At 56.9% G+C, this 24,282-nt stretch carries 25 protein-coding genes, 1 tRNA gene and 1 pseudogene; 18 read left to right on the top strand and 9 right to left on the bottom strand.

The genetic code is table 11. The annotated features are described in order from the left end of the window. Nucleotides 1–11 precede the first annotated feature (11 nt). Together bacA and folB are read right to left on the bottom strand one after the other, a co-directional pair. Nucleotides 12–833, bottom strand: coding sequence for an undecaprenyl-diphosphate phosphatase (gene bacA / locus MKR05_RS08940; protein WP_023291038.1), 822 nt, complete (start codon nucleotides 831–833; stop codon nucleotides 12–14). Nucleotides 834–1,031: 198 nt separating this feature from the next. Beyond that, nucleotides 1,032–1,415 carry a bifunctional dihydroneopterin aldolase/7,8-dihydroneopterin epimerase gene (gene folB, locus MKR05_RS08935; protein ID WP_004150923.1) on the bottom strand — a complete coding sequence of 128 codons (384 nt, stop codon included), beginning with the start codon at nucleotides 1,413–1,415 and terminating at the stop codon, nucleotides 1,032–1,034. 107 nt (nucleotides 1,416–1,522) lie between these two features. Between folB and plsY the strand changes: the two genes are divergently transcribed. After that, nucleotides 1,523–2,140 carry a glycerol-3-phosphate 1-O-acyltransferase PlsY gene (gene plsY / locus MKR05_RS08930; RefSeq protein WP_004205257.1) on the top strand — a complete coding sequence of 206 codons (618 nt, stop codon included), beginning with the start codon at nucleotides 1,523–1,525 and terminating at the stop codon, nucleotides 2,138–2,140. A gap of 122 nt (nucleotides 2,141–2,262) precedes the next feature. Further along, nucleotides 2,263–2,391 (top strand): annotated as a pseudogene (locus MKR05_RS26975) (hypothetical protein). A 10-nt stretch (nucleotides 2,392–2,401) separates the two neighbouring features. Here the strand turns inward: MKR05_RS26975 and MKR05_RS08920 are convergent. Beyond that, nucleotides 2,402–2,548 (bottom strand): hypothetical protein, encoded by a 147-nt coding sequence (locus MKR05_RS08920; protein WP_032428993.1) that lies wholly within the window; start codon nucleotides 2,546–2,548, stop codon nucleotides 2,402–2,404. Here MKR05_RS08920 and MKR05_RS08915 point away from each other — a divergent pair. The 8 genes from MKR05_RS08915 (at nucleotide 2,538) to MKR05_RS08880 (ending at nucleotide 9,248) form a co-directional block, all read left to right on the top strand. Then, nucleotides 2,538–3,362: an urease accessory protein UreD gene (locus MKR05_RS08915; RefSeq protein ID WP_064157986.1), complete on the top strand. Its 825-nt coding sequence runs from the start codon at nucleotides 2,538–2,540 to the stop codon at nucleotides 3,360–3,362. The two genes, MKR05_RS08920 and MKR05_RS08915, sit on opposite strands and share 11 nt — an antisense overlap. A 9-nt stretch (nucleotides 3,363–3,371) precedes the next feature. Then, the gene (locus MKR05_RS08910; protein WP_002916871.1) at nucleotides 3,372–3,674 is read left to right on the top strand and encodes an urease subunit gamma; all 303 of its coding nucleotides are present in this window, start codon (nucleotides 3,372–3,374) and stop codon (nucleotides 3,672–3,674) included. Nucleotides 3,675–3,683: 9 nt separating this feature from the next. Further along, nucleotides 3,684–4,004 (top strand): urease subunit beta, encoded by a 321-nt coding sequence (locus MKR05_RS08905; RefSeq protein ID WP_023291040.1) that lies wholly within the window; start codon nucleotides 3,684–3,686, stop codon nucleotides 4,002–4,004. Continuing rightward, nucleotides 3,997–5,700: an urease subunit alpha gene (ureC, locus tag MKR05_RS08900; RefSeq protein WP_023291041.1), complete on the top strand. Its 1,704-nt coding sequence runs from the start codon at nucleotides 3,997–3,999 to the stop codon at nucleotides 5,698–5,700. The genes MKR05_RS08905 and ureC overlap by 8 nt, the downstream gene beginning before the upstream one ends. 9 nt (nucleotides 5,701–5,709) lie before the next feature. After that, nucleotides 5,710–6,186, top strand: a complete 477-nt coding sequence (ureE, locus tag MKR05_RS08895; RefSeq protein ID WP_017899736.1) for an urease accessory protein UreE — start codon at nucleotides 5,710–5,712, stop codon at nucleotides 6,184–6,186. 1 nt (nucleotide 6,187) lies between these two features. After that, entirely contained in the window at nucleotides 6,188–6,862 is a 675-nt protein-coding gene (locus tag MKR05_RS08890; RefSeq protein ID WP_049015106.1) for an urease accessory protein UreF, read from the top strand. An 8-nt stretch (nucleotides 6,863–6,870) separates the two neighbouring features. After that, nucleotides 6,871–7,488: an urease accessory protein UreG gene (ureG, locus tag MKR05_RS08885; RefSeq protein ID WP_023291043.1), complete on the top strand. Its 618-nt coding sequence runs from the start codon at nucleotides 6,871–6,873 to the stop codon at nucleotides 7,486–7,488. Nucleotides 7,489–7,640: 152 nt separating this feature from the next. Continuing rightward, a complete protein-coding gene (locus tag MKR05_RS08880) occupies nucleotides 7,641–9,248 on the top strand; it encodes a cytosine permease (protein ID WP_064155333.1) in 1,608 nt (535 codons plus the stop codon). A 44-nt stretch (nucleotides 9,249–9,292) separates the two neighbouring features. Here MKR05_RS08880 and tsaD read toward each other — a convergent pair whose 3' ends face one another. After that, a complete protein-coding gene (gene tsaD, locus MKR05_RS08875; RefSeq protein ID WP_002916879.1) occupies nucleotides 9,293–10,306 on the bottom strand; it encodes a tRNA (adenosine(37)-N6)-threonylcarbamoyltransferase complex transferase subunit TsaD in 1,014 nt (337 codons plus the stop codon). Between the two features lie 237 nt (nucleotides 10,307–10,543). Between tsaD and rpsU the strand changes: the two genes are divergently transcribed. The 3 genes from rpsU (at nucleotide 10,544) to rpoD (ending at nucleotide 14,677) form a co-directional block, all read left to right on the top strand. Beyond that, nucleotides 10,544–10,759: a 30S ribosomal protein S21 gene (gene rpsU / locus MKR05_RS08870; protein WP_001144069.1), complete on the top strand. Its 216-nt coding sequence runs from the start codon at nucleotides 10,544–10,546 to the stop codon at nucleotides 10,757–10,759. Between the two features lie 111 nt (nucleotides 10,760–10,870). Further along, a complete protein-coding gene (gene dnaG, locus MKR05_RS08865; protein ID WP_017899733.1) occupies nucleotides 10,871–12,616 on the top strand; it encodes a DNA primase in 1,746 nt (581 codons plus the stop codon). Between the two features lie 219 nt (nucleotides 12,617–12,835). Next, nucleotides 12,836–14,677 (top strand): RNA polymerase sigma factor RpoD, encoded by a 1,842-nt coding sequence (rpoD, locus tag MKR05_RS08860; RefSeq protein WP_004174339.1) that lies wholly within the window; start codon nucleotides 12,836–12,838, stop codon nucleotides 14,675–14,677. Nucleotides 14,678–14,776: 99 nt separating this feature from the next. Here rpoD and mug read toward each other — a convergent pair whose 3' ends face one another. Continuing rightward, nucleotides 14,777–15,283, bottom strand: a complete 507-nt coding sequence (gene mug, locus MKR05_RS08855) for a G/U mismatch-specific DNA glycosylase (protein WP_002917636.1) — start codon at nucleotides 15,281–15,283, stop codon at nucleotides 14,777–14,779. A 124-nt stretch (nucleotides 15,284–15,407) separates the two neighbouring features. Between mug and MKR05_RS08850 the strand changes: the two genes are divergently transcribed. Then, nucleotides 15,408–15,483, top strand: a tRNA-Ile gene (locus MKR05_RS08850). 160 nt (nucleotides 15,484–15,643) lie between these two features. On the opposite strand, the gene MKR05_RS08845 is transcribed toward MKR05_RS08850, so the two are convergent. Genes MKR05_RS08845 through MKR05_RS08835 form a run of 3 tightly spaced genes read right to left on the bottom strand, consistent with a single transcriptional unit; the run spans nucleotide 15,644 to nucleotide 17,962 of the window. Continuing rightward, complete coding sequence (locus MKR05_RS08845) at nucleotides 15,644–16,216, bottom strand: GNAT family N-acetyltransferase (protein ID WP_049015112.1); 573 nt, start codon at nucleotides 16,214–16,216, stop codon at nucleotides 15,644–15,646. A gap of 1 nt (nucleotide 16,217) precedes the next feature. After that, entirely contained in the window at nucleotides 16,218–17,030 is an 813-nt protein-coding gene (locus tag MKR05_RS08840; protein WP_223825684.1) for a TSUP family transporter, read from the bottom strand. A gap of 11 nt (nucleotides 17,031–17,041) precedes the next feature. Beyond that, nucleotides 17,042–17,962 carry a TauD/TfdA family dioxygenase gene (locus MKR05_RS08835; RefSeq protein ID WP_238875643.1) on the bottom strand — a complete coding sequence of 307 codons (921 nt, stop codon included), beginning with the start codon at nucleotides 17,960–17,962 and terminating at the stop codon, nucleotides 17,042–17,044. A gap of 749 nt (nucleotides 17,963–18,711) precedes the next feature. Here MKR05_RS08835 and MKR05_RS08830 point away from each other — a divergent pair. Next, nucleotides 18,712–19,557 carry an MBL fold metallo-hydrolase gene (locus MKR05_RS08830; RefSeq protein ID WP_064155337.1) on the top strand — a complete coding sequence of 282 codons (846 nt, stop codon included), beginning with the start codon at nucleotides 18,712–18,714 and terminating at the stop codon, nucleotides 19,555–19,557. Between the two features lie 16 nt (nucleotides 19,558–19,573). Further along, the gene (locus MKR05_RS27035) at nucleotides 19,574–19,741 is read left to right on the top strand and encodes a hypothetical protein (RefSeq protein WP_156835173.1); all 168 of its coding nucleotides are present in this window, start codon (nucleotides 19,574–19,576) and stop codon (nucleotides 19,739–19,741) included. Here MKR05_RS27035 and MKR05_RS08820 read toward each other — a convergent pair. Then, entirely contained in the window at nucleotides 19,738–20,103 is a 366-nt protein-coding gene (locus MKR05_RS08820) for an HdeA/HdeB family chaperone (RefSeq protein ID WP_072096603.1), read from the bottom strand. The genes MKR05_RS27035 and MKR05_RS08820 overlap by 4 nt on opposite strands. A 302-nt stretch (nucleotides 20,104–20,405) precedes the next feature. Between MKR05_RS08820 and evgA the strand changes: the two genes are divergently transcribed. Both evgA and MKR05_RS08810 read left to right on the top strand, forming a co-directional pair. Further along, a complete protein-coding gene (evgA, locus tag MKR05_RS08815; protein ID WP_023291050.1) occupies nucleotides 20,406–21,020 on the top strand; it encodes an acid-sensing system DNA-binding response regulator EvgA in 615 nt (204 codons plus the stop codon). Nucleotides 21,021–21,024: 4 nt separating this feature from the next. Beyond that, nucleotides 21,025–24,267, top strand: a complete 3,243-nt coding sequence (locus tag MKR05_RS08810) for an ATP-binding protein (RefSeq protein ID WP_101990514.1) — start codon at nucleotides 21,025–21,027, stop codon at nucleotides 24,265–24,267. Nucleotides 24,268–24,282 lie beyond the last annotated feature (15 nt).

The following is a 24,282-nucleotide window of genomic DNA, read 5'->3' as shown; positions in this document are numbered from 1 at the left end:
GGGCGATGGCCTTAGAAAAAGACCACGTACACCGCTGCCGCGACGATAAAGCGGTAGATAGCGAACGGAATGAACGAGATCCGTTTGATCAGCTGCAGGAAGGTTTTAATCGCAATCAGCGCCACGATAAACGCCATCACGAAGCCGACGGCAAACATCGGAACATCGCCCATGTTGAGGAAGCCGATGCTCTTGTAGACGTCCAGCACCGTGGCGCCCATCATCATCGGTACCGCCAGCAGGAATGAGAACTCCGACGCCGCGTAGCGGCTGACGCCCATCAGCATGCCGCCGGAGATGGTCGCCCCTGAGCGGGAGAAGCCCGGCCACAGCGCCAGGCACTGGAAGCAGCCGATAACGAATGCCTGACGATAGGTCATATCGTCAATCCCGACCGCGCGCGGCTGTTTCGGCTTCAGCACTTCCGCCGCAATTAACAGCACACCGCCGACAATCAGGGCGTACATCACGTTTACCGGGTTAAACAAGGACTTAATGGTGTCGTGGAAAATAAGCCCCATCACCACCGCGGGGATCATGCCGAGAAGGATATGGATAAGCGATAAGCGACCGCTGCCCTTGCCTTCATGCGCCGGCGGCTTGCCGAAATGGATGCCGATCAGGCCGAACAGGCGACGCCAGAACATCACCACCACGGCGAGTATCGAGCCTAGCTGAATAACCACTTCAAAGGTATTTGCCGTATCACCTTCAAACCCCAGCAGGTGACCAACAATAATCATATGACCGGTACTGGAAACAGGTAAAAATTCTGTTAACCCCTCAACCACACCCAATATTGCCGCCACCAGCAGCGAGTGTATATCGCTCATCCAATTAAACCCTTTAAAAAAGTAAAATGAAAAAAACCAGGAACACGGTATCGTTCAACAGGCATAACCCGGCTGCCAGAGGGCGCGCAATCCGCAGCGTACACGGCGTACACAAGGATTCACCTGCCGTTCTGGTAGGAGATCGCCAGTAAAATTGCCTGATGACCGGATGCTATGACCGGTATAAACGCAATTTGTTTAACAAGTGTGACCTGAAAAGTTTTGTTTCAGATTAAGGCCACGTTCAATAATCACCCCGACGTTTGCCGCGCGAGCCACGGCGCCAGGTTTGCTGACTTTAATGCGCACCCATGGCGACTGGAATGTCTCCAGCAGCAGGTCGGCCACCTCTTCCGCCACCCGCTCCACTAACGCGAATTTTCCCCCCTCAACATGCGCGATGACGCGCTCGCTAATATCAGCATAGCTAAGGCAATCGCTGACATCATCGCTGGCGGCCGCCTTGCGGTTATCCCATGCAATTTCGATATCGAACACCAGCTTCTGTTCAATGGTTTGTTCCCAGTCATAAACACCAATGGTGGTGATTACCGAAAGTTGCTCTATAAATACAATATCCATCACGCCCTGCCTGCTTTTTAGCTAAACCGGATACCACTTCCGGCGAATTATGCGTATTATCCACAGATGCAGAGAATACAACGACATTTTCAAAACGGAACAGCGTTATGAGTGCAATCGCGCCTGGACTGGTACTCCTCGCCTACCTCTGCGGCTCCATTTCCAGCGCCATTCTGGTATGTCGCCTTGCTGGCCTGCCCGACCCACGCGACAGCGGCTCAGGCAACCCCGGGGCCACTAACGTACTACGAATCGGCGGAAAAGGGGCGGCCGTAGCGGTACTTATTTTTGATGTGCTGAAGGGCATGCTGCCGGTATGGGGCGCCTGGGCGCTGGGCCTGACGCCGTTCTGGCTGGGTTTAGTGGCGATTGCCGCCTGCGTGGGCCACATCTGGCCAGTCTTCTTTCATTTCCGCGGCGGTAAAGGCGTCGCCACGGCCTTCGGCGCTATCGCCCCCATCGGCCTCGACCTGACCGGCGTGATGGCCGGGACCTGGCTGCTGACCATCCTGCTCAGCGGTTACTCTTCCCTTGGCGCTATCGTCAGCGCGCTGATCGCTCCGTTCTACGTCTGGTGGTTCAAACCGCAGTACACCTTCCCGGTGTCGATGCTCTCCTGCCTGATCCTGCTGCGCCATCACGACAACATTCAGCGTCTGTGGCGCCGCCAGGAGAGCAAAATCTGGACGCGAGTGAAGAAGAAAAAAACGCCAGAAGAGAAGTAATCTCCCCTCCCGGCCACCCCAGCCGGAGGGATCCCCGATTCTATTTAGCGGTCTCACCCGCTCTTTCGCCTTACGTCATCATGATTGGTGATCATCGCCACATCCCCCTTTTGTAACAATGCATTAGCGGCGACCCACAGCAAAATTCCCGCCAGCGACCGGCGGCGCGGCGTGAACCGCGCTGACGCCTTTTCCGCCGCGGCCAGGCAACGGTTCAGGATATTGACGGCAATGATTATCCGGGTGAATAATCCGGAGCGGTTATGCCGCTTTCCCCTCGCGCCCGATGCGACGCTCCGGGTAACAGATGACATAAGCGTTTCGTATGACCGGGATAATCTCCCGCCGATCAATACTCATTGCTGCTGTTTTATCTTGATTTTGCAGGGGCGCAACATTGCACGGCACCGTGTTACCACCACTCAAAAAAGGCTGGCAGGCCACGCTGGATCTGCGCTTTCAGCAGGCCGGCGGCAAGACCGTTCTCGCCAGCGCCCAACACGTCGGCCCGCTGACCGTCCAGCGCCCGTTTTACCCGGAAGAAGAGACCTGTCATCTCTATCTGCTTCACCCCCCCGGCGGCATCGTCGGCGGTGATGAGCTGACGATTAGCGCCCACCTTGATCCCGGCTGCCATACCCTGATAACCATGCCTGGCGCCAGCAAGTTTTACCGCAGCAGCGGCGCGCAAGCGCTTTTGCGCCAGCAGTTGACCCTCGCCCCGCAGGCGACCCTGGAGTGGCTCCCGCAGGATGCCATCTTTTTTCCCGGGGCGAACGCCCGGCTGTCCACCACCTTTCACCTTTGTGCCTCCAGCACGCTGCTGGCCTGGGATCTGCTCTGCCTTGGCCGCCCGGTGATTGGCGAAACCTTCAGCCACGGCACCCTCAGCAACCGGCTGGAGGTATGGGTGGACGATGAGCCGCTGCTGGTCGAGCGCCTGCACCTGCAGGAGGGAGAGCTGTCCAGCGTCGCCGGACGCCCCTGGGTCGGCACGCTGCTGTGCTATCCGGCAACCGATGCCCTGCTCGACGGGGTGCGCGACGCGCTGGCGCCGCTCGGCCTCTACGCCGGCGCCAGCCTGACCGACCGCCTGCTGACGGTGCGCTTCCTCAGTGACGATAATCTGATTTGCCAGCAGGTGATGCGCGACGTCTGGCAGTTTCTGCGCCCTCATCTCACCGGCAAATCCCCCGTACTTCCCCGAATCTGGCTGACTTAAGAGAACGTTATGGAACTGACCCCCCGAGAAAAAGACAAGCTGTTGCTGTTTACCGCCGCGCTGGTGGCGGAACGCCGCCTGGCCCGCGGCCTGAAGCTTAACTATCCGGAGTCCGTGGCCCTGATCAGCGCCTTTATTATGGAAGGCGCCCGCGACGGCAAAAGCGTGGCCTCGCTGATGGAGGAAGGCCGTCACGTCCTGACCCGCGAGCAGGTGATGGAGGGCGTCCCGGAAATGATCCCGGATATCCAGGTCGAAGCCACCTTCCCGGACGGCTCGAAGCTGGTCACCGTTCACAACCCGATTATCTGAGGTAGCGCCATGATCCCCGGTGAATATCACGTTAAGCCCGGCCAGATAGCCCTCAACACCGGCCGGGCGACCTGTCGCGTGGTCGTTGAAAACCACGGCGATCGGCCGATTCAGGTCGGTTCGCACTACCATTTCGCCGAGGTCAACCCGGCGCTGAAGTTCAACCGTCAGCAGGCCACCGGCTATCGCCTGAATATCCCGGCCGGCACGGCGGTACGCTTTGAACCTGGCCAGAAACGCGAGGTTGAGCTGGTGGCCTTCGCCGGTCACCGCGCCGTTTTCGGCTTCCGCGGCGAGGTCATGGGCCCTCTGGAGGCAAACGATGAGTAATATTTCACGCCAGGCCTATGCCGACATGTTCGGCCCCACCATCGGCGACAAGGTGCGCCTGGCCGATACCGAGCTGTGGATAGAGGTGGAGGACGATTTGACCACCTACGGGGAAGAGGTCAAATTCGGCGGCGGCAAAGTGATCCGCGACGGGATGGGTCAGGGACAGATGCTGGCCGCCGACTGTGTCGACCTGGTGCTCACCAATGCGCTGATCGTCGATCACTGGGGGATCGTTAAGGCCGATATCGGCGTGAAGGACGGTCGGATCTTCGCCATCGGCAAAGCCGGCAACCCCGACATCCAGCCCAACGTCACCATCCCCATCGGCGCCGCGACGGAAGTGATTGCCGCCGAAGGAAAAATCGTCACCGCCGGCGGGATCGATACCCATATTCACTGGATCTGTCCGCAGCAGGCGGAAGAGGCGCTGGTCTCCGGCGTGACCACCATGGTCGGCGGCGGCACCGGCCCGGCGGCGGGTACCCATGCCACCACCTGCACCCCGGGGCCATGGTATATCTCACGCATGCTGCAGGCGGCCGACAGCCTGCCGGTCAATATCGGCCTGCTGGGCAAGGGCAACGTTTCTCAGCCGGACGCTCTGCGCGAGCAGGTGGCGGCGGGCGTTATTGGCCTGAAGATCCATGAGGACTGGGGCGCCACCCCGGCGGCGATCGACTGCGCGTTAACCGTCGCCGATGAGATGGATATTCAGGTCGCGCTGCACAGCGACACGCTCAATGAGTCCGGTTTTGTGGAAGATACCCTCGCCGCCATCGGCGGGCGCACCATTCACACCTTCCATACCGAAGGGGCCGGCGGCGGCCATGCGCCGGATATCATCACCGCCTGCGCCCACCCGAACATTTTGCCGTCCTCCACCAACCCAACGCTGCCCTACACCCTTAACACCATCGATGAACATCTCGATATGCTGATGGTCTGCCACCATCTGGACCCGGACATCGCCGAGGACGTGGCCTTTGCCGAGTCGCGCATTCGCCGGGAAACCATCGCTGCGGAAGACGTGCTGCACGACCTTGGCGCCTTCTCGCTCACCTCCTCGGATTCGCAGGCCATGGGCCGCGTCGGGGAAGTGGTTCTCCGCACCTGGCAGGTGGCGCACCGCATGAAGGTGCAGCGCGGAGCGCTGGCGGAGGAGACAGGGGATAACGACAACTTCCGCGTGAAGCGCTACATCGCCAAATACACCATCAACCCGGCGCTGACCCACGGCATCGCACACGAAGTCGGCTCCATTGAGGTGGGTAAGCTGGCGGACCTTGTGGTCTGGTCGCCTGCCTTCTTCGGCGTGAAACCGGCCACCGTGATCAAAGGCGGCATGATCGCCATCGCGCCGATGGGCGATATCAATGCCTCTATTCCAACCCCGCAGCCGGTGCACTACCGTCCGATGTTTGGCGCGCTGGGCAGCGCCCGCCATCACTGCCGCCTCACCTTCCTGTCGCAGGCGGCGGCGGACAACGGCGTTGCCGAGCGGCTGAACCTGCGCAGCGCGATCGCCGTGGTGAAAGGCTGCCGTACGGTGCAGAAAGCCGACATGGTGCACAACAGCCTGCAGCCTAACATCACCGTCGACGCGCAGACTTATGAGGTGCGGGTGGATGGCGAACTCATCACCAGCGAGCCGGCAGAGGTTCTGCCGATGGCGCAACGTTATTTTCTGTTTTAAGGAGAGCGGATGCTTTATTTAACTCAACGTCTGGAGACCCCCGCCGCCGCGACCGCCAGCGTTACGCTGCCGATTGATGTTCGCGTCAAAAGCCGGGTAAAAGTCACCCTCAACGATGGCCGGGAAGCCGGCCTGCTGCTGCCCCGCGGGCTGCTGCTGCGCGGCGGCGATGTGCTCAGCAACGAAGACGGCACCGAATTTGTGCAGGTGATTGCCGCTGATGAAGGAGTGTCGGTGGTGCGCTGCGACGATCCGTTTATGCTGGCGAAGGCCTGCTACCACCTCGGCAATCGTCACGTACCGCTGCAGATCATGCCGGGCGAGCTGCGCTACCATCACGATCACGTGCTGGACGATATGCTACGCCAGTTCGGCCTGACGGTGACCTTTGGCCAGCTGCCGTTCGAGCCGGAAGCCGGCGCTTACGCCAGCGAAAGCCACGGTCATCATCATGCTCATCATGACCACCACGCTCACAGCCACTAGCATGTCGACAGCGGAACAACGTCTGCGGCTGATGCAGCTGGCCAGCAGCAACCTGCCGGTAGGGGGTTACAGCTGGTCCCAGGGGCTGGAGTGGGCTGTGGAAGCCGGATGGGTGCCGGACGTCGCGGCCTTCGAGCACTGGCAGCGACGGCAGATGACGGAAGGCTTTTTTACCGTCGACCTGCCGCTGTTCGCCCGCCTGTACCGCGCCTGCGAACAAGGCGATATCGCCGCGGCCCGGCGCTGGACGGCTTATCTGCTGGCCTGCCGGGAGACCCGTGAACTGCGGGAGGAAGAGCGCAACCGCGGCGCGGCGTTTGCCCGCCTGCTTGGCGACTGGCAGCCGGACTGTCCACCGCCGTGGCGCACGCTGTGCCAGCAAAGCCAGCTCGCCGGGATGGCCTGGCTCGGCGTGCGCTGGCGCATCGCGCTGCCCGAGATGGCCCTAAGCCTGGGCTACAGCTGGATTGAGAGCGCCGTGATGGCCGGCGTTAAGCTGGTGCCCTTCGGCCAGCAGGCCGCTCAACAGCTGATTTTACGTCTTTGCGACCACTACGCGGCGGCGATGCCCCGCGCGCTGGCCGCGCCGGACGGCGATATCGGTTCGGCCACGCCGCTCGCCGCCATCGCCTCTGCCCGGCATGAAACCCAATACTCCCGATTATTCCGTTCCTAGGAGAAGCCATGAATTCTTATAAACACCCGCTGCGCGTCGGCGTTGGCGGCCCGGTCGGCTCCGGTAAAACCGCCCTGCTGGAAGCGCTGTGCAAAGCGATGCGCGATACCTGGCAGCTGGCGGTGGTCACCAACGACATCTACACCAAAGAAGATCAGCGCATCCTCACTGAAGCGGGCGCGCTGGCGCCTGAACGCATTGTCGGGGTGGAAACCGGCGGCTGCCCGCACACGGCGATCCGTGAAGATGCCTCGATGAACCTCGCCGCGGTGGAAGCGCTGAGTGAAAAATTCGGTAACCTCGACCTTATCTTCGTGGAAAGCGGCGGCGATAACCTGAGCGCCACCTTCAGCCCGGAGCTGGCGGATCTGACCATCTATGTTATCGACGTGGCCGAAGGGGAGAAGATCCCGCGCAAAGGCGGGCCGGGGATCACCAAATCCGATTTTCTGGTGATCAATAAAACCGACCTTGCCCCCTATGTGGGCGCTTCACTGGAGGTGATGGCGAGCGATACCCAGCGTATGCGCGGCGATCGCCCATGGACCTTCACCAACCTGAAGCGTGGCGACGGCCTGAGCACCATTATTGCCTTCCTCGAAGACAAAGGCATGCTCGGCAAATAGGCCTTTTGCACCAGCCGGGCGCAAGCGCGTCCGGATGGTGCAGCCCCTGCCCTCTCTTCTATCACCCTGCACCACCCTCCCCGCCACGCCTGCCCTGCAATATGGCATAAGGTTTGCTAATTCAAGTCATGCCTAACCATTAAGGAATGACTATGTCATCACTGGATCTCAACCCTGAATTACCCGCGACCGCGCGGACTTCCGGCTCCCGGGAAACCTTAGAAGATTACACCTTACGTTACGCCCCGCTGAGCTTCCGCCGCTGGGGACCGGGCGTCGTCGCGGTCACGGCGCTGGGCGGCATCGCCTATCTGGCGGACTTTTCCATCGGCGCCAGCATCGGTATGGCCTGGGGCACCAGCAACGCCATCTATTCGATCCTGGTGGCGGCGCTGGTGATCTTCCTCACCGGCATTCCGTTGGCGATCACCGCCGCGCGCTACAACATTGACCTTGACCTGATCACCCGCAGCGCCGGCTTCGGCTATTTCGGCTCGGTGATCACCAGCATTATTTTTGCTGGCTTCACCTTTATCTTCTTCGCCCTCGAAGGCTCGATCATGGCCCAGGGGCTGCTGGTGGGCCTCGGGATCCCACTGTGGATGGGGTATCTGATCGCCACCCTGATGGTGCTCCCGCTGGTGGTCTATGGCATGAAAGCCCTGACCCGCCTGCAGGTGTGGACCACTCCGCTGTGGCTGGTGCTGATGGTGGTGCCGGTGGTGTGGCTGATTGTCAAAGATCCGCAGCTGGTGGACGGCTTCCTGCATTTCGCCGGTAAAAACAGCGCGTCGACGGTGGATATCACCGCCATCATGCTCGGCGCCGGGGTATGCCTGTCGCTGATCATGCAGATTGGCGAGCAAATTGATTACCTGCGCTTTATGCCGCCTAAAACCGCTGAGAACCGTAAAGCCTGGTGGCTGGCGGTCTTTTCCGCCGGCCCGGGCTGGGTGGTGCTAGGCGCGATCAAACAGATTATCGGCGCTTTCCTCGGCTTCTATCTGTTGACCCGTTTCCCGGCGGTACACAATACCGAACCGGTGCAGCAGTTCGTCAGCGTCTTCGATAACCTGGTGCCCGGCTGGCTGGCTCTGACGCTGGCGGTGGTGCTGGTGGTGATCTCGCAGATCAAAATTAACGTCACCAATGCCTATTCCGGCTCGCTGGCGTGGACCAGCGCCTGGACCCGCACCACCAAACGCTATCCGGGGCGGATTATTTTTGTGGTGGTCAACCTGGCGATTGCCCTGGCGCTGATGGAAGGCGATATGTTCAGCGCCCTGTCGTGGATCCTCGGCTTTTACTCCAACTTCGCCATCGCCTGGGTCGTGGTGGTGGCGACCGACATCACCTTTAATAAAGGCTTGCTCAAGCTGGCGCCGGCGCAGCCGGAGTATCGTCGCGGCATGATCTACAACGTGAACCCGGTGGGCGTAGTCTCCTTTGGCCTGGCCGCCGGGCTGTCGATCTGCGCCTTCTTCGGCCTGCTGGGGGCGACGCTGGCGCCCTTCTCGCCGCTGATTGCGCTGGTCGTCGCCTTTGTCATGACCCCGCTGATGGGGATCCTCACCCGCGGGCGCTACTACATTAAGCAGAGAGATGACGGGATCGCCGAACCGCGCTATGACGCGGCGGGGAACGCCTCGACCACCGTATATCAATGCGTTAGCTGTGAGGAAGAGTACGAGCGCCCGGACGTGATGCACTCGCATAAGCATAAGGGCGCCATCTGCTCGCTGTGTAAAAGTATGGAGTAGTCAGGAAGGCAGGCCGACGTGACGTCGGCCTGTGTCAGGACGCTTTAGGCGGCAGGCAGCTCGGCCAGCGGCCAGCGCGGGCGGACCGTCACGCCGAGCTCGGCTTTGGCGCCGGTTTGCAGACGCACCATGCCGGCGTAGGCGATCATCGCGCCGTTATCGGTACAGAACTCAGGGCGGGCGTAGAACACCTCGCCGCCGCGTTTTTGCATCATCTCCGCCAGCTTCGCCCGCAGGGTGCGGTTGGCGCTCACGCCTCCCGCCATCACCAGACGCTTAAAGCCGGTTTGCTCCAGCGCGCGGCGACATTTAATCATTAGCGTATCGACGACCGCATCCTCAAACGCGCGGGCGATGTCGGCGCGGGTTTGCTCATCGTCGCCGTTGCTGCGAATGGTATTGGCGGCGAAGGTTTTCAGACCGGAGAAGCTGAAGTCCAGCCCCGGACGGTCGGTCATCGGACGCGGGAAGACGAAGCGGCCTTCAGTACCCTGGGACGCCATTTTCGACAGCATCGGCCCGCCGGGATAATCCAGCCCCAGCAGTTTCGCGGTTTTATCAAAGGCTTCGCCCGCCGCATCGTCAATCGACTCGCCCAGCAGCTCGTACTGGCCGATGCCGGTGACGCTGATCAGCTGAGTATGACCGCCGGAGACCAGCAGCGCGACGAACGGGAACGCTGGCGGGTTATCTTCCAGCATCGGCGCCAGCAGGTGCCCTTCCATATGGTGTACCGGAATCGCCGGCACGTTCCAGGCGAAGGCCAGCGACCGGCCCACGGTGGCGCCGACCAGCAGCGCCCCCACCAGGCCAGGACCCGCCGTATAGGCGACGGCATCGATATCTTTCGCCGTCAGACCGGCCTCTTTCAGCGCCGCCTGGATAAGCGGCACCGTTTTGCGCACGTGGTCGCGCGATGCCAGCTCCGGCACCACGCCGCCGTAGTCCGCATGCAGTTTCACCTGACTATACAGTTGGTTGGCTAACAGACCTTGCTGGTCGTCATAAATCGCGATGCCGGTTTCATCGCAGGATGTTTCAATGCCCAGTACACGCATGAGTTGTTTTACCTCGCTTCAATACCGCGCAGTGTAGGTCCAATGACCGGCGATGTAAAACTTTGCTCACCCCTGGTGCTCTCTTCGTGTATACTCCTCACCCTTATAAAAGTCCCTTTCAAAAAAGGCGCCGGTGCTTTACAAAGCAGCAGTAGTTGCAGTAAAATTCCGCACCATTTTGAAATAAGCTGGCATTGCGGCCAGCGGCAAACCGAATTAATCAAAGGTGAGAGGCACATGCCGGTAATTAAAGTACGTGAAAACGAGCCGTTCGACGTAGCTCTGCGTCGCTTCAAGCGTTCCTGCGAAAAAGCAGGTGTTCTGGCGGAAGTTCGTCGTCGTGAGTTCTATGAAAAACCGACTACCGAACGTAAGCGCGCTAAAGCTTCTGCAGTGAAACGTCACGCGAAGAAACTGGCTCGCGAAAACGCACGCCGTACTCGTCTGTACTAATCTGTTGAGAGCGACGCTCTCAATTCAGACCGAGTTGTAGTTGTAAGGCCGTGCTTCCGAAAGGAATGCGCGGCTTATTTTCGTTTATAGTCATCAGAAATAACGGGGCTTATGGCTGGACGAATTCCACGTGTATTTATTAGCGATCTGCTTGCCAGAACCGACATCGTCGATCTGATCGATGCGCGGGTAAAGCTGAAAAAGCAGGGCAAAAATTTTCACGCGTGCTGTCCGTTCCATAACGAAAAAACCCCCTCTTTCACCGTCAACGGTGAAAAACAGTTTTACCACTGCTTCGGCTGCGGGGCGCACGGCAATGCTATCGATTTCCTGATGAACTACGACAAGCTCGAGTTCGTGGAAACGGTCGAAGAGCTGGCCGCCATGCACAACCTCGAAGTGCCTTATGAAGCAGGCAACGGACCCAGCCAGATAGAGCGCCATCAACGGCAGAACCTCTACCAGTTACTGGATGGTCTGAATACGTTTTATCAACAGTCTCTGATGCAGCCCGCCGCCGACCCTGCGCGCCAGTACCTGGCAAAACGGGGGTTAAGCAGCGAGGTGATTACGCGCTTTGCCATCGGCTATGCTCCCCCAGGTTGGGATAACGTTTTAAAACGTTTTGGCGGCAATCAGGAAAACCGCCAGTCGCTTATTGATGCCGGCATGCTGGTTACCAACGATCAGGGACGCAGTTACGACCGCTTCCGCGAACGGGTAATGTTTCCCATCCGCGATAAGCGAGGCCGGGTGATTGGGTTTGGCGGACGGGTGCTGGGCGATGCCCTGCCGAAGTATCTCAACTCCCCGGAAACCGACATATTCCATAAAGGCCGTCAGCTGTATGGCCTGTATGAAGCGCAGCAGGACAACCCCGAACCACCGCGGTTGCTGGTTGTCGAAGGCTATATGGACGTCGTGGCGCTGGCGCAGTACGACATCAACTATGCTGTCGCCTCGCTGGGTACCTCGACCACGGCCGACCATATCCAGCTGCTGTTCCGGGTGACCAATAACGTCATCTGCTGCTACGACGGCGACCGGGCCGGCCGTGATGCCGCCTGGCGCGCGCTGGAGACGGCGCTGCCGTACATGACCGATGGTCGCCAGCTGCGCTTTATGTTTCTGCCTGACGGCGAAGACCCGGATACGCTGGTGCGTAAAGAGGGCAAAGCGGCGTTCGAGGCGCGGATGGAGCAGGCTCAGCCGCTCTCCACGTTCTTGTTTAACAGTCTGCTGCCGCAGGTCGACCTCAGCACGCCGGACGGGCGCGCGCAGCTGAGCACGCTGGCGCTGCCGCTGATAACCCAGGTGCCGGGCGAAACCCTGCGCATCTATTTGCGTCAGGAGCTGGGCAACAAGCTGGGCATTTTAGATGACGCCCAGCTTGAACGTTTAATGCCAAAACAGGCGGAAAATGGCGCGCCGCGCCCCGCACCACAGCTAAAACGCACGACCATGCGTATACTGATAGGACTGCTGGTGCAAAACCCGGATCTGGCGCCGTTAGTCCCACCGCTGGAAGGGCTGGACTCGCGCAAAATGCCGGGGCTGAGCCTGTTCGGCGAGCTGGTGAAAAGCTGTCTGGCGCAGCCTGGTCTGACAACCGGGCAACTTTTAGAGCAATATCGCGGCACAAAAGAGGCCGCAACCCTTGAAAAACTGTCGATGTGGGACGATATAGCAGATAAAGATATCGCTGAACAAACCTTCACCGACTCGCTCAACCATATGTTTGATTCACTGCTGGAACTGCGACAGGAAGAGTTGATAGCTCGCGATCGCACACACGGTTTAAGCAGTGAGGAACGCCGGGAGCTCTGGACCATCAGCCAGGAGCTGGCGAAGAAATAAATGACAGACTCAGTCATTCACGTTGCATTGATGCAGCAGCAGAACGCAGAGCAACGTGAAGGACACCGTATTTAACGGCTTAAGTGCCGAGTATCGATCGGGAAGCCCCCGACAGCCGCGCAGAGGCGCAGCGGCAATAATATAAGTACGCCCTCGCTTTAAATGTCGACAGCCCGCCTGCCGACACCAATCAAACGAATTAAGTGTGGATACCGTCTTATGGAGCAAAACCCGCAGTCACAGCTGAAGCTTCTTGTCCAACGTGGTAAGGAGCAAGGCTATCTGACCTATGCCGAGGTCAATGACCATCTGCCGGAAGATATCGTCGATTCCGATCAGATCGAAGACATCATCCAAATGATCAACGACATGGGCATTCAGGTGATGGAAGAAGCACCGGATGCCGATGATCTGATGCTTGCCGAAAACACCGCGGATGAAGATGCTGCCGAAGCCGCCGCGCAGGTGCTCTCCAGCGTGGAATCCGAAATCGGGCGCACGACCGACCCGGTGCGCATGTACATGCGTGAAATGGGTACCGTAGAGCTGCTGACCCGTGAAGGCGAAATCGACATCGCCAAACGCATCGAAGACGGCATCAACCAGGTGCAGTGCTCCGTTGCCGAATACCCGGAAGCGATCACCTACCTGCTTGAGCAGTACGACCGCGTTGAAGCGGAAGAAGCCCGTCTGTCCGATCTGATCACCGGTTTCGTCGATCCGAACGCCGAAGAAGATATGGCGCCGACCGCCACCCACGTTGGCTCCGAGCTGTCTCAGGAAGAGATGGATGACGACGAAGACGAAGACGAAGATGAAGACGCCGACGACAACAGCGATGACGACAACAGCATCGACCCTGAGCTGGCCCGTGAGAAGTTCGCCGAGCTGCGTACCCAGTACGAGCTGACGCGCGACACCATCAAAGCCAAAGGTCGTAGCCATGCCGCCGCCCAGGAAGAGATCCTGAAGCTGTCTGAAGTCTTCAAGCAGTTCCGCCTGGTGCCGAAGCAGTTCGATTACCTGGTCAACAGCATGCGCAGCATGATGGATCGCGTTCGTACTCAGGAACGTATCATCATGAAGCTGTGCGTTGAGCAGTGCAAAATGCCGAAGAAAAACTTCATCACCCTGTTCACCGGCAACGAAACCAGCGAAACCTGGTTCAACGCCGCGGTGGCGATGAACAAGCCGTGGTCCGAGAAGCTGCTGGAAGTGAAAGAAGACGTGCAGCGCGGCCTGCAGAAGCTGCAGCAGATCGAAGAAGAGACCGGCCTGACCATCGAGCAGGTGAAGGATATCAACCGTCGCATGTCCATCGGTGAAGCGAAAGCCCGCCGGGCGAAGAAAGAGATGGTGGAAGCGAACCTGCGTCTGGTTATCTCGATCGCCAAGAAATACACCAACCGCGGTCTGCAGTTCCTCGACCTGATTCAGGAAGGCAACATCGGTCTGATGAAAGCGGTTGATAAGTTCGAATACCGTCGCGGCTATAAGTTCTCGACCTACGCCACCTGGTGGATCCGTCAGGCCATTACCCGCTCTATCGCGGATCAGGCGCGCACCATCCGTATTCCGGTGCATATGATTGAGACCATCAACAAGCTCAACCGTATCTCCCGCCAGATGCTGCAGGAGATGGGCCGTGAACCGACCCCGGAAGAGCTGGCTGAGCGCATGCTGATGCCGGAAGACAAGATCCGTAAAGTGCTGAAGATCGCCAAAGAGCCTATCTCCATGGAAACGCCGATCGGCGACGATGAAGATTCGCATCTGGGGGATTTCATCGAGGATACCACCCTCGAGCTGCCGCTGGATTCCGCGACCACCGAGAGCCTGCGCGCGGCAACGCACGACGTGCTGGCCGGCCTTACCGCTCGTGAAGCGAAAGTCCTGCGTATGCGTTTCGGTATCGACATGAACACCGACCACACGCTGGAAGAAGTGGGTAAACAGTTCGACGTTACTCGCGAACGTATCCGTCAGATCGAAGCGAAGGCGCTGCGTAAACTGCGCCACCCGAGCCGTTCTGAAGTGCTGCGTAGCTTCCTCGACGATTAATCGTCGCGGGGCATCGTCTACAGCCTGTTAAAAAGCTCCCTGCGGGGAGCTTTTTTTATGGCGTTTCGCTGGTCGCTCGGGGAAAGTCGCCCCTCTCCGCTACTGGCCGCGGGTCGCCAGGGCATCATCCAGTTCACGATAGGCCGCCACCAGCTTATCGAGCGTCGCCCGATTTAAGCCGCTGGGATTGGGCAGCACCCACACCTGGGTCGTGCCGATGGTCATGGCCTGTTTCCCCCACTTCGCGCCGCGCTGGTTAAAGGCCAGCTCGAAGGCCTGCTTGCCGAGCACCGCCAGCGCCTGCGGCTGATACTCCTCAATCTTCCTCACCAGCTCACGGCCGCCGCTGCGCAGCTCCTGCAGGGCGACCTCGCTGGCCTGCACCGTCGGACGCTCAACCAGCATGGTGATGCCGCAGCGCGTATCCAGCAGCTGCAGCTCCTCTTCCGGCCTGAGCTGTCGGTCGGTAAACCCGGCCTGATGGATGACTTTCCAGAAGCGATTGCCAGGATGGGCAAAATGAAAGCCGGTATGGGCGGAGGACTTCCCCGGGTTGATACCGCAAAAGACAACGCGCAGGCCCGGCGCAAGGATATCGCTAATCATGTTTTCTCCGGCTGTATGGCTAAAACATGATTATAAAGGATTGAAAATGCATTGTTTATAAAAACAGCAGCTGCGCGCTTTACGCTGGATTGCAACCGTCAGTTACTTTATAATCCCTCGCCACGGCCCCTTAGCTCAGTGGTTAGAGCAGGCGACTCATAATCGCTTGGTCGTTGGTTCAAACCCAACAGGGGCCACCAGATATCAAGGGCTTACGTGAAAACGTAGGCCCTTTTCCTTTTCCAGACGCCCCTGAAAAGAGCAGAATTCGGTTAGCCACCGGCCAAACCCGGACCTTCGCTTATGCCGGCAGGCGCCGAAGACGCCCGCCGGGTCTGCCGCAATGTATCAGCCCACCTCTCAGGAGGTCGGTAACGCCATCATGTGGTACTTATTGCCATTGAAGTGAAAGAAACCGACGTCCTCAAACTGGTTGCGGGTATGAAATGCATACGAGCGCGGGTTCAGCACATTGACAAAGGTAACGATGACGGGATAACGCGGTGCAAACACCTTGCGTTGATACTCAAGCAGCATCTCGCCTACGCCCTGGCCACGATACTCTTCTGCGACACAGATGGGGCCATACTGGTATGAGCTAACCGCATCCAGATTCTTTCCCTGGTAGTGATATTCATTGAGAATACTTGCCATGTATTTAAACATGGGCCAGGGGCTGAGAAATTCCCACGATCCACCAAGCAACAGGCCAATGACCTTGCCGCATGTACTATCAACCGCAATCACCACACCACTTTCGGCTGAACGCAGTTCATTTAACTGCTGCTCCGTCATATCGGTGGTGACAAATCCATTCGCCCGCTGCTCACCCGCAAGATTTTTTGCGTGATAGCGCTCCAGCAGTTGTTTCACCTCTGGAATATCTGAGTCTTGCGCCAGCCGCACGACGATATTTTCATTGCCCATTGCCATTTCATACTCCTGTAAAATATTTTACTGAAAGCGTCACCATCATCGCACCCACGGTGACAAACAGAACTTTGCGGATAATTTCACCATTGGTTTTAATGGCATGCAGACTGCCAATATGATTACCAGCCAGGCTGGCAATAATCATCGGAATACCGATTAAATAAGCCATCTTACCGGCAATCGCAAAGGCAACAAACGCCCCTATATTGGATGCAAAATTAAAGATCTTGCTGGTCGCGGATGCCTGCAGCAGTCCAAACTTATTAATAACCGTTAAGGCAATGATGAAAAGGCTACCGGTCCCAGGGCCAAAAAAACCATCATAAAAACCCACGATAAAACACACTACAAAGATTGCCAGAAAGTTAGTCCTGGCAGAGTCGTCTGCGGACTCTTTAATTTTTCCCTTAATCGTTGCTGCGAGTAAACCAACGGGTAATAGCACCACAATGACGATCGATAAGGTCTCCACAGGCAAAAGTAATATCACCTTCGCGCCCACATAGGCTCCCGCCAGGGCAGAAATTAATCCCGCAGGGATAACGCGCCAGATAACAGACTTATTTTTAACAAAGTTCTTAATGGCAGCGATGGTGCCTATAGTACTGACCAGTTTTTCCTGTCCCAGCGCAAGCTGAGGTGGTAACCCTGTCAGGATAAAGGCTGGAATTAACACGAGTCCAGCACCGCCCGCAATCGCATCAATATAGCCCGCGATAAATGATGCAATAACCAGCAGGATCACCCCGAGAACAAGGTAATGAGCAATAACGCTTCCCTCAATGAACATTGAGTGATTAACTAAATCTGACATTTTTTGTTCCGTTATAGTGTGCGCAGGTGGTGGAGACAAAGTGAAGAATCGACAAGCTGCGTATCAGTTGGTCTGTGTTTCATAGCAAAAACCCGCAATAACCACCTGTCCGTGCCATCAAAACGAGGTTCAAAAGCATTTCTGGTATGCATTGTTCTTTGGTTTAAAAAAGTCACTGCATAGCCTGGTTCCAGCGGAACATTGAACCACAGGTCATGTTCCAGGGTGATAAATCGCATTTTTTCCAGCGCGGCTTCGGCTTCGAGAGTCATACCTTGTGTATTGTGCCAGTCAAATCGTGAATACCAGACACCGTTGTCGCTCACAATAATCGGCACCTTCTCAATACTGGATCCCTCTGTAAAGCTGGCTGGCCGTTTAATCCTGAAGGCGGGGCTGGTAAGAATAGCGATATCCTTATCAGAAAGCCTCTTCAGAATCTGATCCAGTTTTAACAGACTGGTGTGAACGCCTTCCTCTTTCCTGAGACACAACAAACTCAGAGTGTCAGGACAGCCGCCAAGTCGGTTAGACGGCGTCTCGCCGGTAATGTACAGATCGGGATTATCGACATGCGGGTAAAAGTCATACTTAGCCCCCTGAGAACTTATTTTCTCTTCTGCCTGAAGCATCGGGCAGACATGCCTTATAAGATGTCCGTTATTTTCGCCCTGATAGACGACGGGCCATAGGCCGGCCTGAAAATGTGCAGAAAGATAAGCGCCATGTAACGCTGCATTTTTTGACTCGACATAATCAGCATAAGAGGGAACAACGGGGGTTTGAGTGATTTCTTGTGCATCAAAGTGTGGCAATTTCCATATTACATAACAGTCCTCTTCAAGCCTTTTCCTGAATTCGTCTGTTGGTATGGGAAGCGCATCTTTGATACGGTCGGCGATTGATAGAATAATTCCATTCTTCATAAACATACCCTGTCCTGAAGCTACCAGTATAATAAGATTTATTTCACTATTTCTCTGAATTGTTCATTCAGATATTTCCATTTCATTCTAAATAGTGCGGTTAATTTATAACGCAGATTTATTAATCCCTTCAAGGTAGCGGATAAAATCCAGACGATCTTTCTATCTTTAGCGCTGACTACAAACCTTTAAATTTTAATCACATAATTTTTACAAAACATTATCCTGTGAACCATTAGCTGAATCAGTTCAGCTAAACACTGTCAATGATTCATTAATAACAAATAGAAATAAGATATATCAATATTAGCAACGCTACTGGATACGACGTTTCTCAAGTCAGGTCAGCGATGTGGGCAACTGCGCATTCCTATCCCTGCAGCCCTCAGGATCGTTCATGTCGAACGGCCCGACTTTACGGTAGCGTTCGATTGGTCGACCATCAGGGCGTGGCGCGATATCGGTATCCCCATAGACCGGTTGTGTTGTCAGGGATAAAAAACAGCGATTGCATAACTACCGTCTCCCTTGCGATGAGCATGGCCGCGATTGCATAAATGGCTAACGCAAGCGAGAAACGGCACTATGCAAATTTTTTAGTTAAGCTCATCCTTTTTCCCGGCGGCATCTGGTCAGCCCTGGCATGCATGACAAATGTTGGTGAATTGCTTATCCGCAATGAGTGTGGCATACACCAGTCCAGAATAGAAAGATGTCGTTTTTTATATTGTTGGCGCCACATCGAGGATTTATTGATGCAATTAACGGTTCTGGTTGATAATAATACATTCATTGACAGGTACCTTATCGGTGAACCTGGTGTGTCTTATCTGATTGAGTATGATGGTCAAAAAATTCTTTTCGATACGGGATATTCAGATGTTTTCCTGCAAAATGCGCAAACGTTGAAAATAGATTTGACCAGTATCGATAGTATCGTGTTATCCCATGGCCATAACGATCATACCTGGGGACTCAATCATTTAATCCAATATTATGATCGACTCAACTTCACTCCCGAGAAAAAGATAAACTTAATCTGCCATCCAGATGCATTAAGCCCAAAGTATTTTGATGAAAAATCTATAGGGATAAACTACAGATTCGATAAAAATGATCTCTTCTTCAACAAAATTTGCAGCCAAAAACCTTATCCACTCACTGAAAACATCATCTTCCTTGGTCAAATACCAAGGGACAATAAATTCGAGATGCTGACACCGGTAGGCCAAACGGTGGATGAGAAAGGCGAAATGACTGATGATTACGTTATGGATGATTCTGCGCTGGCAATAAAGACAGAAGATGGACTGGTGGTAGTCACAGGCTGTTCTCACGCGGGAATAGCTAACATTATTGAATATGCGAAACAGGTTACCGGAGAACATCACATTGTTTCGGTCATTGGCGGGTTCCATTTGCAAAATGCTGATGAAGATCGCCTCACACAGACAGGGGATTACCTTAAAGCATTGTCCCCGGGCTCCGTCTATCCATGCCATTGTACCGATCTTGCGGCGAAGGTTAGCCTGGCGCGTTTTATCAAAATTAACGAGGTCGGCGTTGGATTAACGCTGAATTTTTCTGCCGCCGGGAAATAAATGTGAAAGCGCGCAGATGACAGCGCCTCTGGATGCCATCTGCGCCGGCGCCAACCCGACGCCAGCGAGCAAGGCCTGCGACGCCCTGTCGCAAAAAGCGGACCGCTGCCGATCCCCGGCGCAGGAATGGGCTGCTAACTGCACATTTAGTCACTTTTTCTGCCGCTTTATCGCGGTCGCTTAATTGAGCGACCGCACCTGCTGGTAGGAATTGAGCCGTTCACGCAGCGAAGTCAGCCAGGCATCTGGCTCCTGACGGCAGATTTCGGTGAGGATCGGCGTCAGCACCAGCTCGGCTTCATGGAAGTCGGTCCACTCCGGCGGCTGCAGGGAAAAAGGATCGTTCATCAGCCAGATCACCATCGGCGTCCAGGTGCGCGGATCCAGCTGCAGATAATCCTGACAGCGCATCATATCGCGCGTCCGCGCCTCAGCGGGCGAGGCGTCCTTACCCACCGCGGCGCTACTCATTGCCACGAGTATTATTCCTGCCATTAGACGTTTCCAAACCCATTTTTGCCAAAGGGCGAGCTTCACTTTTGCCATTGTTATTATTTTACCTGCCAGTTGTCACCGGACGATATTCCCGACAACTCACCTTAAAAAGAGCAGATTAATCGTTTGCATTTTTTTTAATACCAGACAGCGCTGAAGTAAGCGAACGCCTGTTCCTACAGCTGTCATCCAGATATGCAAATATATTCAGCGAAGGGTTCGCCCAGAATATCTTCCCCGGGCGAAAACGATTTGTGTTACAATTGCGCCTTATTACGGCATCGATAAAAATAACCCCCGCCGCACCTGCACCAGACATCGCCCTTCTTTTTCATATCAGGATTTACGCCCCCATGAATGCGATAATCATTGACGATCATCCATTGGCACGTATCGCCATTCGCAACCTACTCGATACCAACGGTATTACCGTCGCGGCAGAGCTCGACAGCGGCGCTCATGCGGTGCAGGCCGCCGAAACGATGCAGCCTGACCTGCTGATCGTTGACGTTGATATTCCGGAGCTCAGCGGCATCGACGTTCTTGAGCAGCTGCGCAAACGCCGCTACCAGGGAAAAATTATCGTCATTTCCGCCAAAAATGAACGGTTCTACGGCAAACGCAGCGCCGACTGCGGGGCCAATGGTTTTGTGAGTAAAAAAGAGGGAATGAATAATATCCTCGCCGCGATCGAGGCGGCCAATAATGGCTACAGCTATTTCCCCTTTTCACTGGAGCGCTTCTGCACCCACGGCATCACCGATCAGGACCGGCTGGATACGCTGTCAACGCAGGAGATGAAAGTCTTCCGCTATATCCTCAGCGGCGTCGACTACACCACCATCGGCAGCAAAATGAATATCAGCAATAAGACGGTCAGCACCTATAAGGTCCGTCTGATGGATAAATTAGGCTGCAGCTCCCTGCTTGAGCTTTATGACTTTGCGCAACGCAATAAAATAGGGTGATGCCATGGTCGTTCGTCTTATTTTATCCCTGATTGTCGGACTGGCGCTAAGCCACTCCCCCGCCGCGTTTGCCATGAAGCAACTGGAGCTGAAAAGCCATGCCCACATTGCGGCAATCGACATTCCGCTTAACGATACGGAAAAGGTCTGGCTGGCCGCCCGGCCGACGCTGACCGTCGGCACCTGGCTGCCTGAGATGACGCCTATCGTCTACGACAGCGACGAGGAGAGCTATCAGGGAATTAACGCCGACTATCTGGCGCTAATGGCGCACAGCCTCGGGTTGAAGGTGGTTATCCGCCAATATGACACCGAGCAGCAGGCGCTGGCCGCCCTGGCCGACCGCCAGGTGGATACCCTGCTCACTCAGGTGGCGCACCGGGATGCGCTCGCCCCGGGACTGACGCACACCGCACCGCTGATCAAAACCTGGCCGACGCTGGTCACCTCGCTAAAATCCCCCCTGCCGCCGCTGACCACCGACCGCCGCGTCACGCTGGCCTGCACCCGCGATTGCGCCTTTTTCGATATCATTCAGCAGGCGTTTCCCAACGCCAAAATCACCCTTTACGATAGCGACTATCAGGCTCTCGCCTCGGTGGTCAGCGGCGAGAATCAGTATTTCATCGGCAATAACATCACCACCGGCCACTGCATCTCGAAATATTTCTCGCAATCGCTGGTCATCGCACACTATTTTCGTCAGCAGGAGCAGCACAACCGCTTTGTCACCCGCGAGGATCGACCGGCGCTGCACCAGCTCCTTGACCGTTTTATCCACGCTATCGACAGCGATACCGCGATGCGGATCATGCAAAACTGGCTCAACCGCGGCGATCTGTCATTTCTCAATACGCCGCTGTCCTTTAGCGCCGAAGAGCAGCGCTGGCTACAGAAGCATCGTCGCGTCCGCCTGCTGGTCAACCCCTACTTTCCGCCTTTTACTCTGGTGGATGACGAGGACGAGCTGCGCGGCATTATGGCCGATATGCTGAATATTTTCTCGCTACAGACCGGGCTGCAGTTTGACCCCATCCTGGTACGCAACCGTCAGGATCTGGCAAAGCGGATGGAAAAAGAGGACTGGGCGATCATGCCCGCCGCGACCCTGACGCCACAGCCGCAGGCCTACGTCACCCTCAGCGACCCGCTGATTAACGTCGCTTTTGTGCTGGTCGCCCGCGGCAGCGCCCCCGACCCACATCTGCTGGCCCGCCCGGCGCGGATCGCCCTGCCAGTGGGGCCAATCGCCGCCCACGACCTGAAAGCGCGCTTTCCACAGGTTGACTGGGTGGAGACGGATAACGTTGGCGTCGCGATGAAGATGGTGGAGGAAGGCGAGGTGGATGCCGCGGTAGCGTCGGAGCTTTCCGCCCGCTATATGATCGACCACTATTATCCACAGGGTCTGCACTACGCCCGCATCGACGGACTCCCGGTCGCCGCCATTCGGCTGGCGATCCCGCGCGATGAGCCGGTGCTGGCCGCCATCCTCAGCAAAGCGCTGCAGGTCATTCCGCCGCGGGATATTCTGCAGATGACCGAGAAGTGGTCGAAAATTTCCAGCCAGCAAATAGAGAACTGGAGCCAGTACAGCCGCCAGTTTTACCAGCTGATCGCCTTCGCGCTGGTGCTGATCGCCATCAGCCTCGGGTGGGGACTCTCCCTGTGCCGGGAAGTGCGCAAACGTAAAGACTCTCAGCAGCGGCTGGAGGAGGAGCTGGCGCAGAAGGAGGCCCTCTCCTGCGCCCTGGAGCGGGAAAAAGACAAAGCAATTCAGGCGACAAAAGCCAAGAGTCGCTTTCTGGCCAGCATGAGCCACGAGCTGCGCACGCCGGTGAGCGCCATCGTCGGCTTTCTGGAACTGCTGGCGAAACCGGAGCTGAACGTCGGTCAGCGTAAAGAGGCGATCGAGCTGGCGGGGTCGACGGCGCAAACCCTGCTGGGGCTGATCGGTAATATTCTCGATATCGACAAGATTGAGTCGGGAAAATACCAGATCACCCCGCAGTGGAGCGATGTCGCACAGGTCGTGTCGCAGCAGTGTCACACCTTCGGCGCGCTGGCGCAGCAAAAGGGGATCGCGCTCCACGACCATAACGCGCTACAGGAGGGGACCATGCTGTGGATCGACCCGCAGGCGCTGCGGCAAATCCTCAATAATCTCATCGGCAATGCGCTGAAGTTTACCACCGAGGGCGCGATTCAGGTCGACTGCCGGCTGACGCAAGCGGATGAGACGCAGGGGGAGCTGACCCTCATCATTAGCGACAGCGGCTGCGGGATCGGCGAAGAAGAGCAGACCACTCTCTTTCACCGTTATGCCCAGGCGCGCCAGGGGCGCAAACAGACCGGTTCCGGCCTGGGTCTGGTCATTTGCCAGGAGCTGGTCGCACTCATGCAGGGCCGACTGGAGATGGTTAGCCATCCTGGCGTGGGGACCACCTTCACCATCATCCTGCCAGTCAAGGTGAGTCGCTGCGCCGTTCGCGCGCCGAAGGCGTTGCCGGCCAGGCAGCAGGTCTTGCCCGGGCTGTCGATATTGATAGCCGACGACCATCCCACCAACCGGCTGCTGCTCAAGCGCCAGCTCAGCACTATCGGCTATAGCGTCGATGAAGCCTGCGACGGTGAAGAGGCGGAGAATAAGCTCGCTGGCAAACATTACGATCTGCTGATCACGGACCTCAATATGCCGAAGAAAGATGGCCTGGCGCTGGCGGCGTCGCTACGTCGGCGCTACCCGGACCTGATGATTTGGGGGGTGACCGCCAGCGCGCTGCCGCAGTCGCGGGAGGCCTGTCTGGCCAGCGGCATGAATATGTGTCTGTTTAAGCCAGTGTCGGTTCAGACGCTGAGCCACGAGCTGAGCCGTTTAGCGGTGGGCCACGCATCGCCAAACGTCGCCCGACACCTGCGGCTCAGCGTGCTGACCGAAAATACCGGGGGAGACCAGGCGCTGATGACTGAGATGCTGGAGACGTTCCGCGATGCGTCGGCCGCGGATTTACAGGCTGCCGGACAGGCAATCGCCCGGCATGAGCCGCAGATCTTTCTGCGAGCGCTGCACCGTCTGCACGGTTCAGCGCAAATTCTGGGGATTACTGCGCTGCAAGCGCTGTGCGCCCCTTTTGAGGCGAAGCGGCCTGACTCGCTAACGCCAGCAAGCTGTCTGGAGGTGGTACAGCGCATCACCGGCGTCATGCGCGAGATCGATGGCGAAATCGACGCCCTGATCGGCCGCTAGCCGTTCCGGTCGGGC

The organism is Klebsiella sp. K5-204 (assembly GCF_030128585.1).
GTDB lineage: Bacteria > Pseudomonadota > Gammaproteobacteria > Enterobacterales > Enterobacteriaceae > Klebsiella > Klebsiella quasipneumoniae.
Note: the sequence above shows the minus strand (reverse complement) of the source record. Positions and strands in the feature narration are given on the sequence as shown.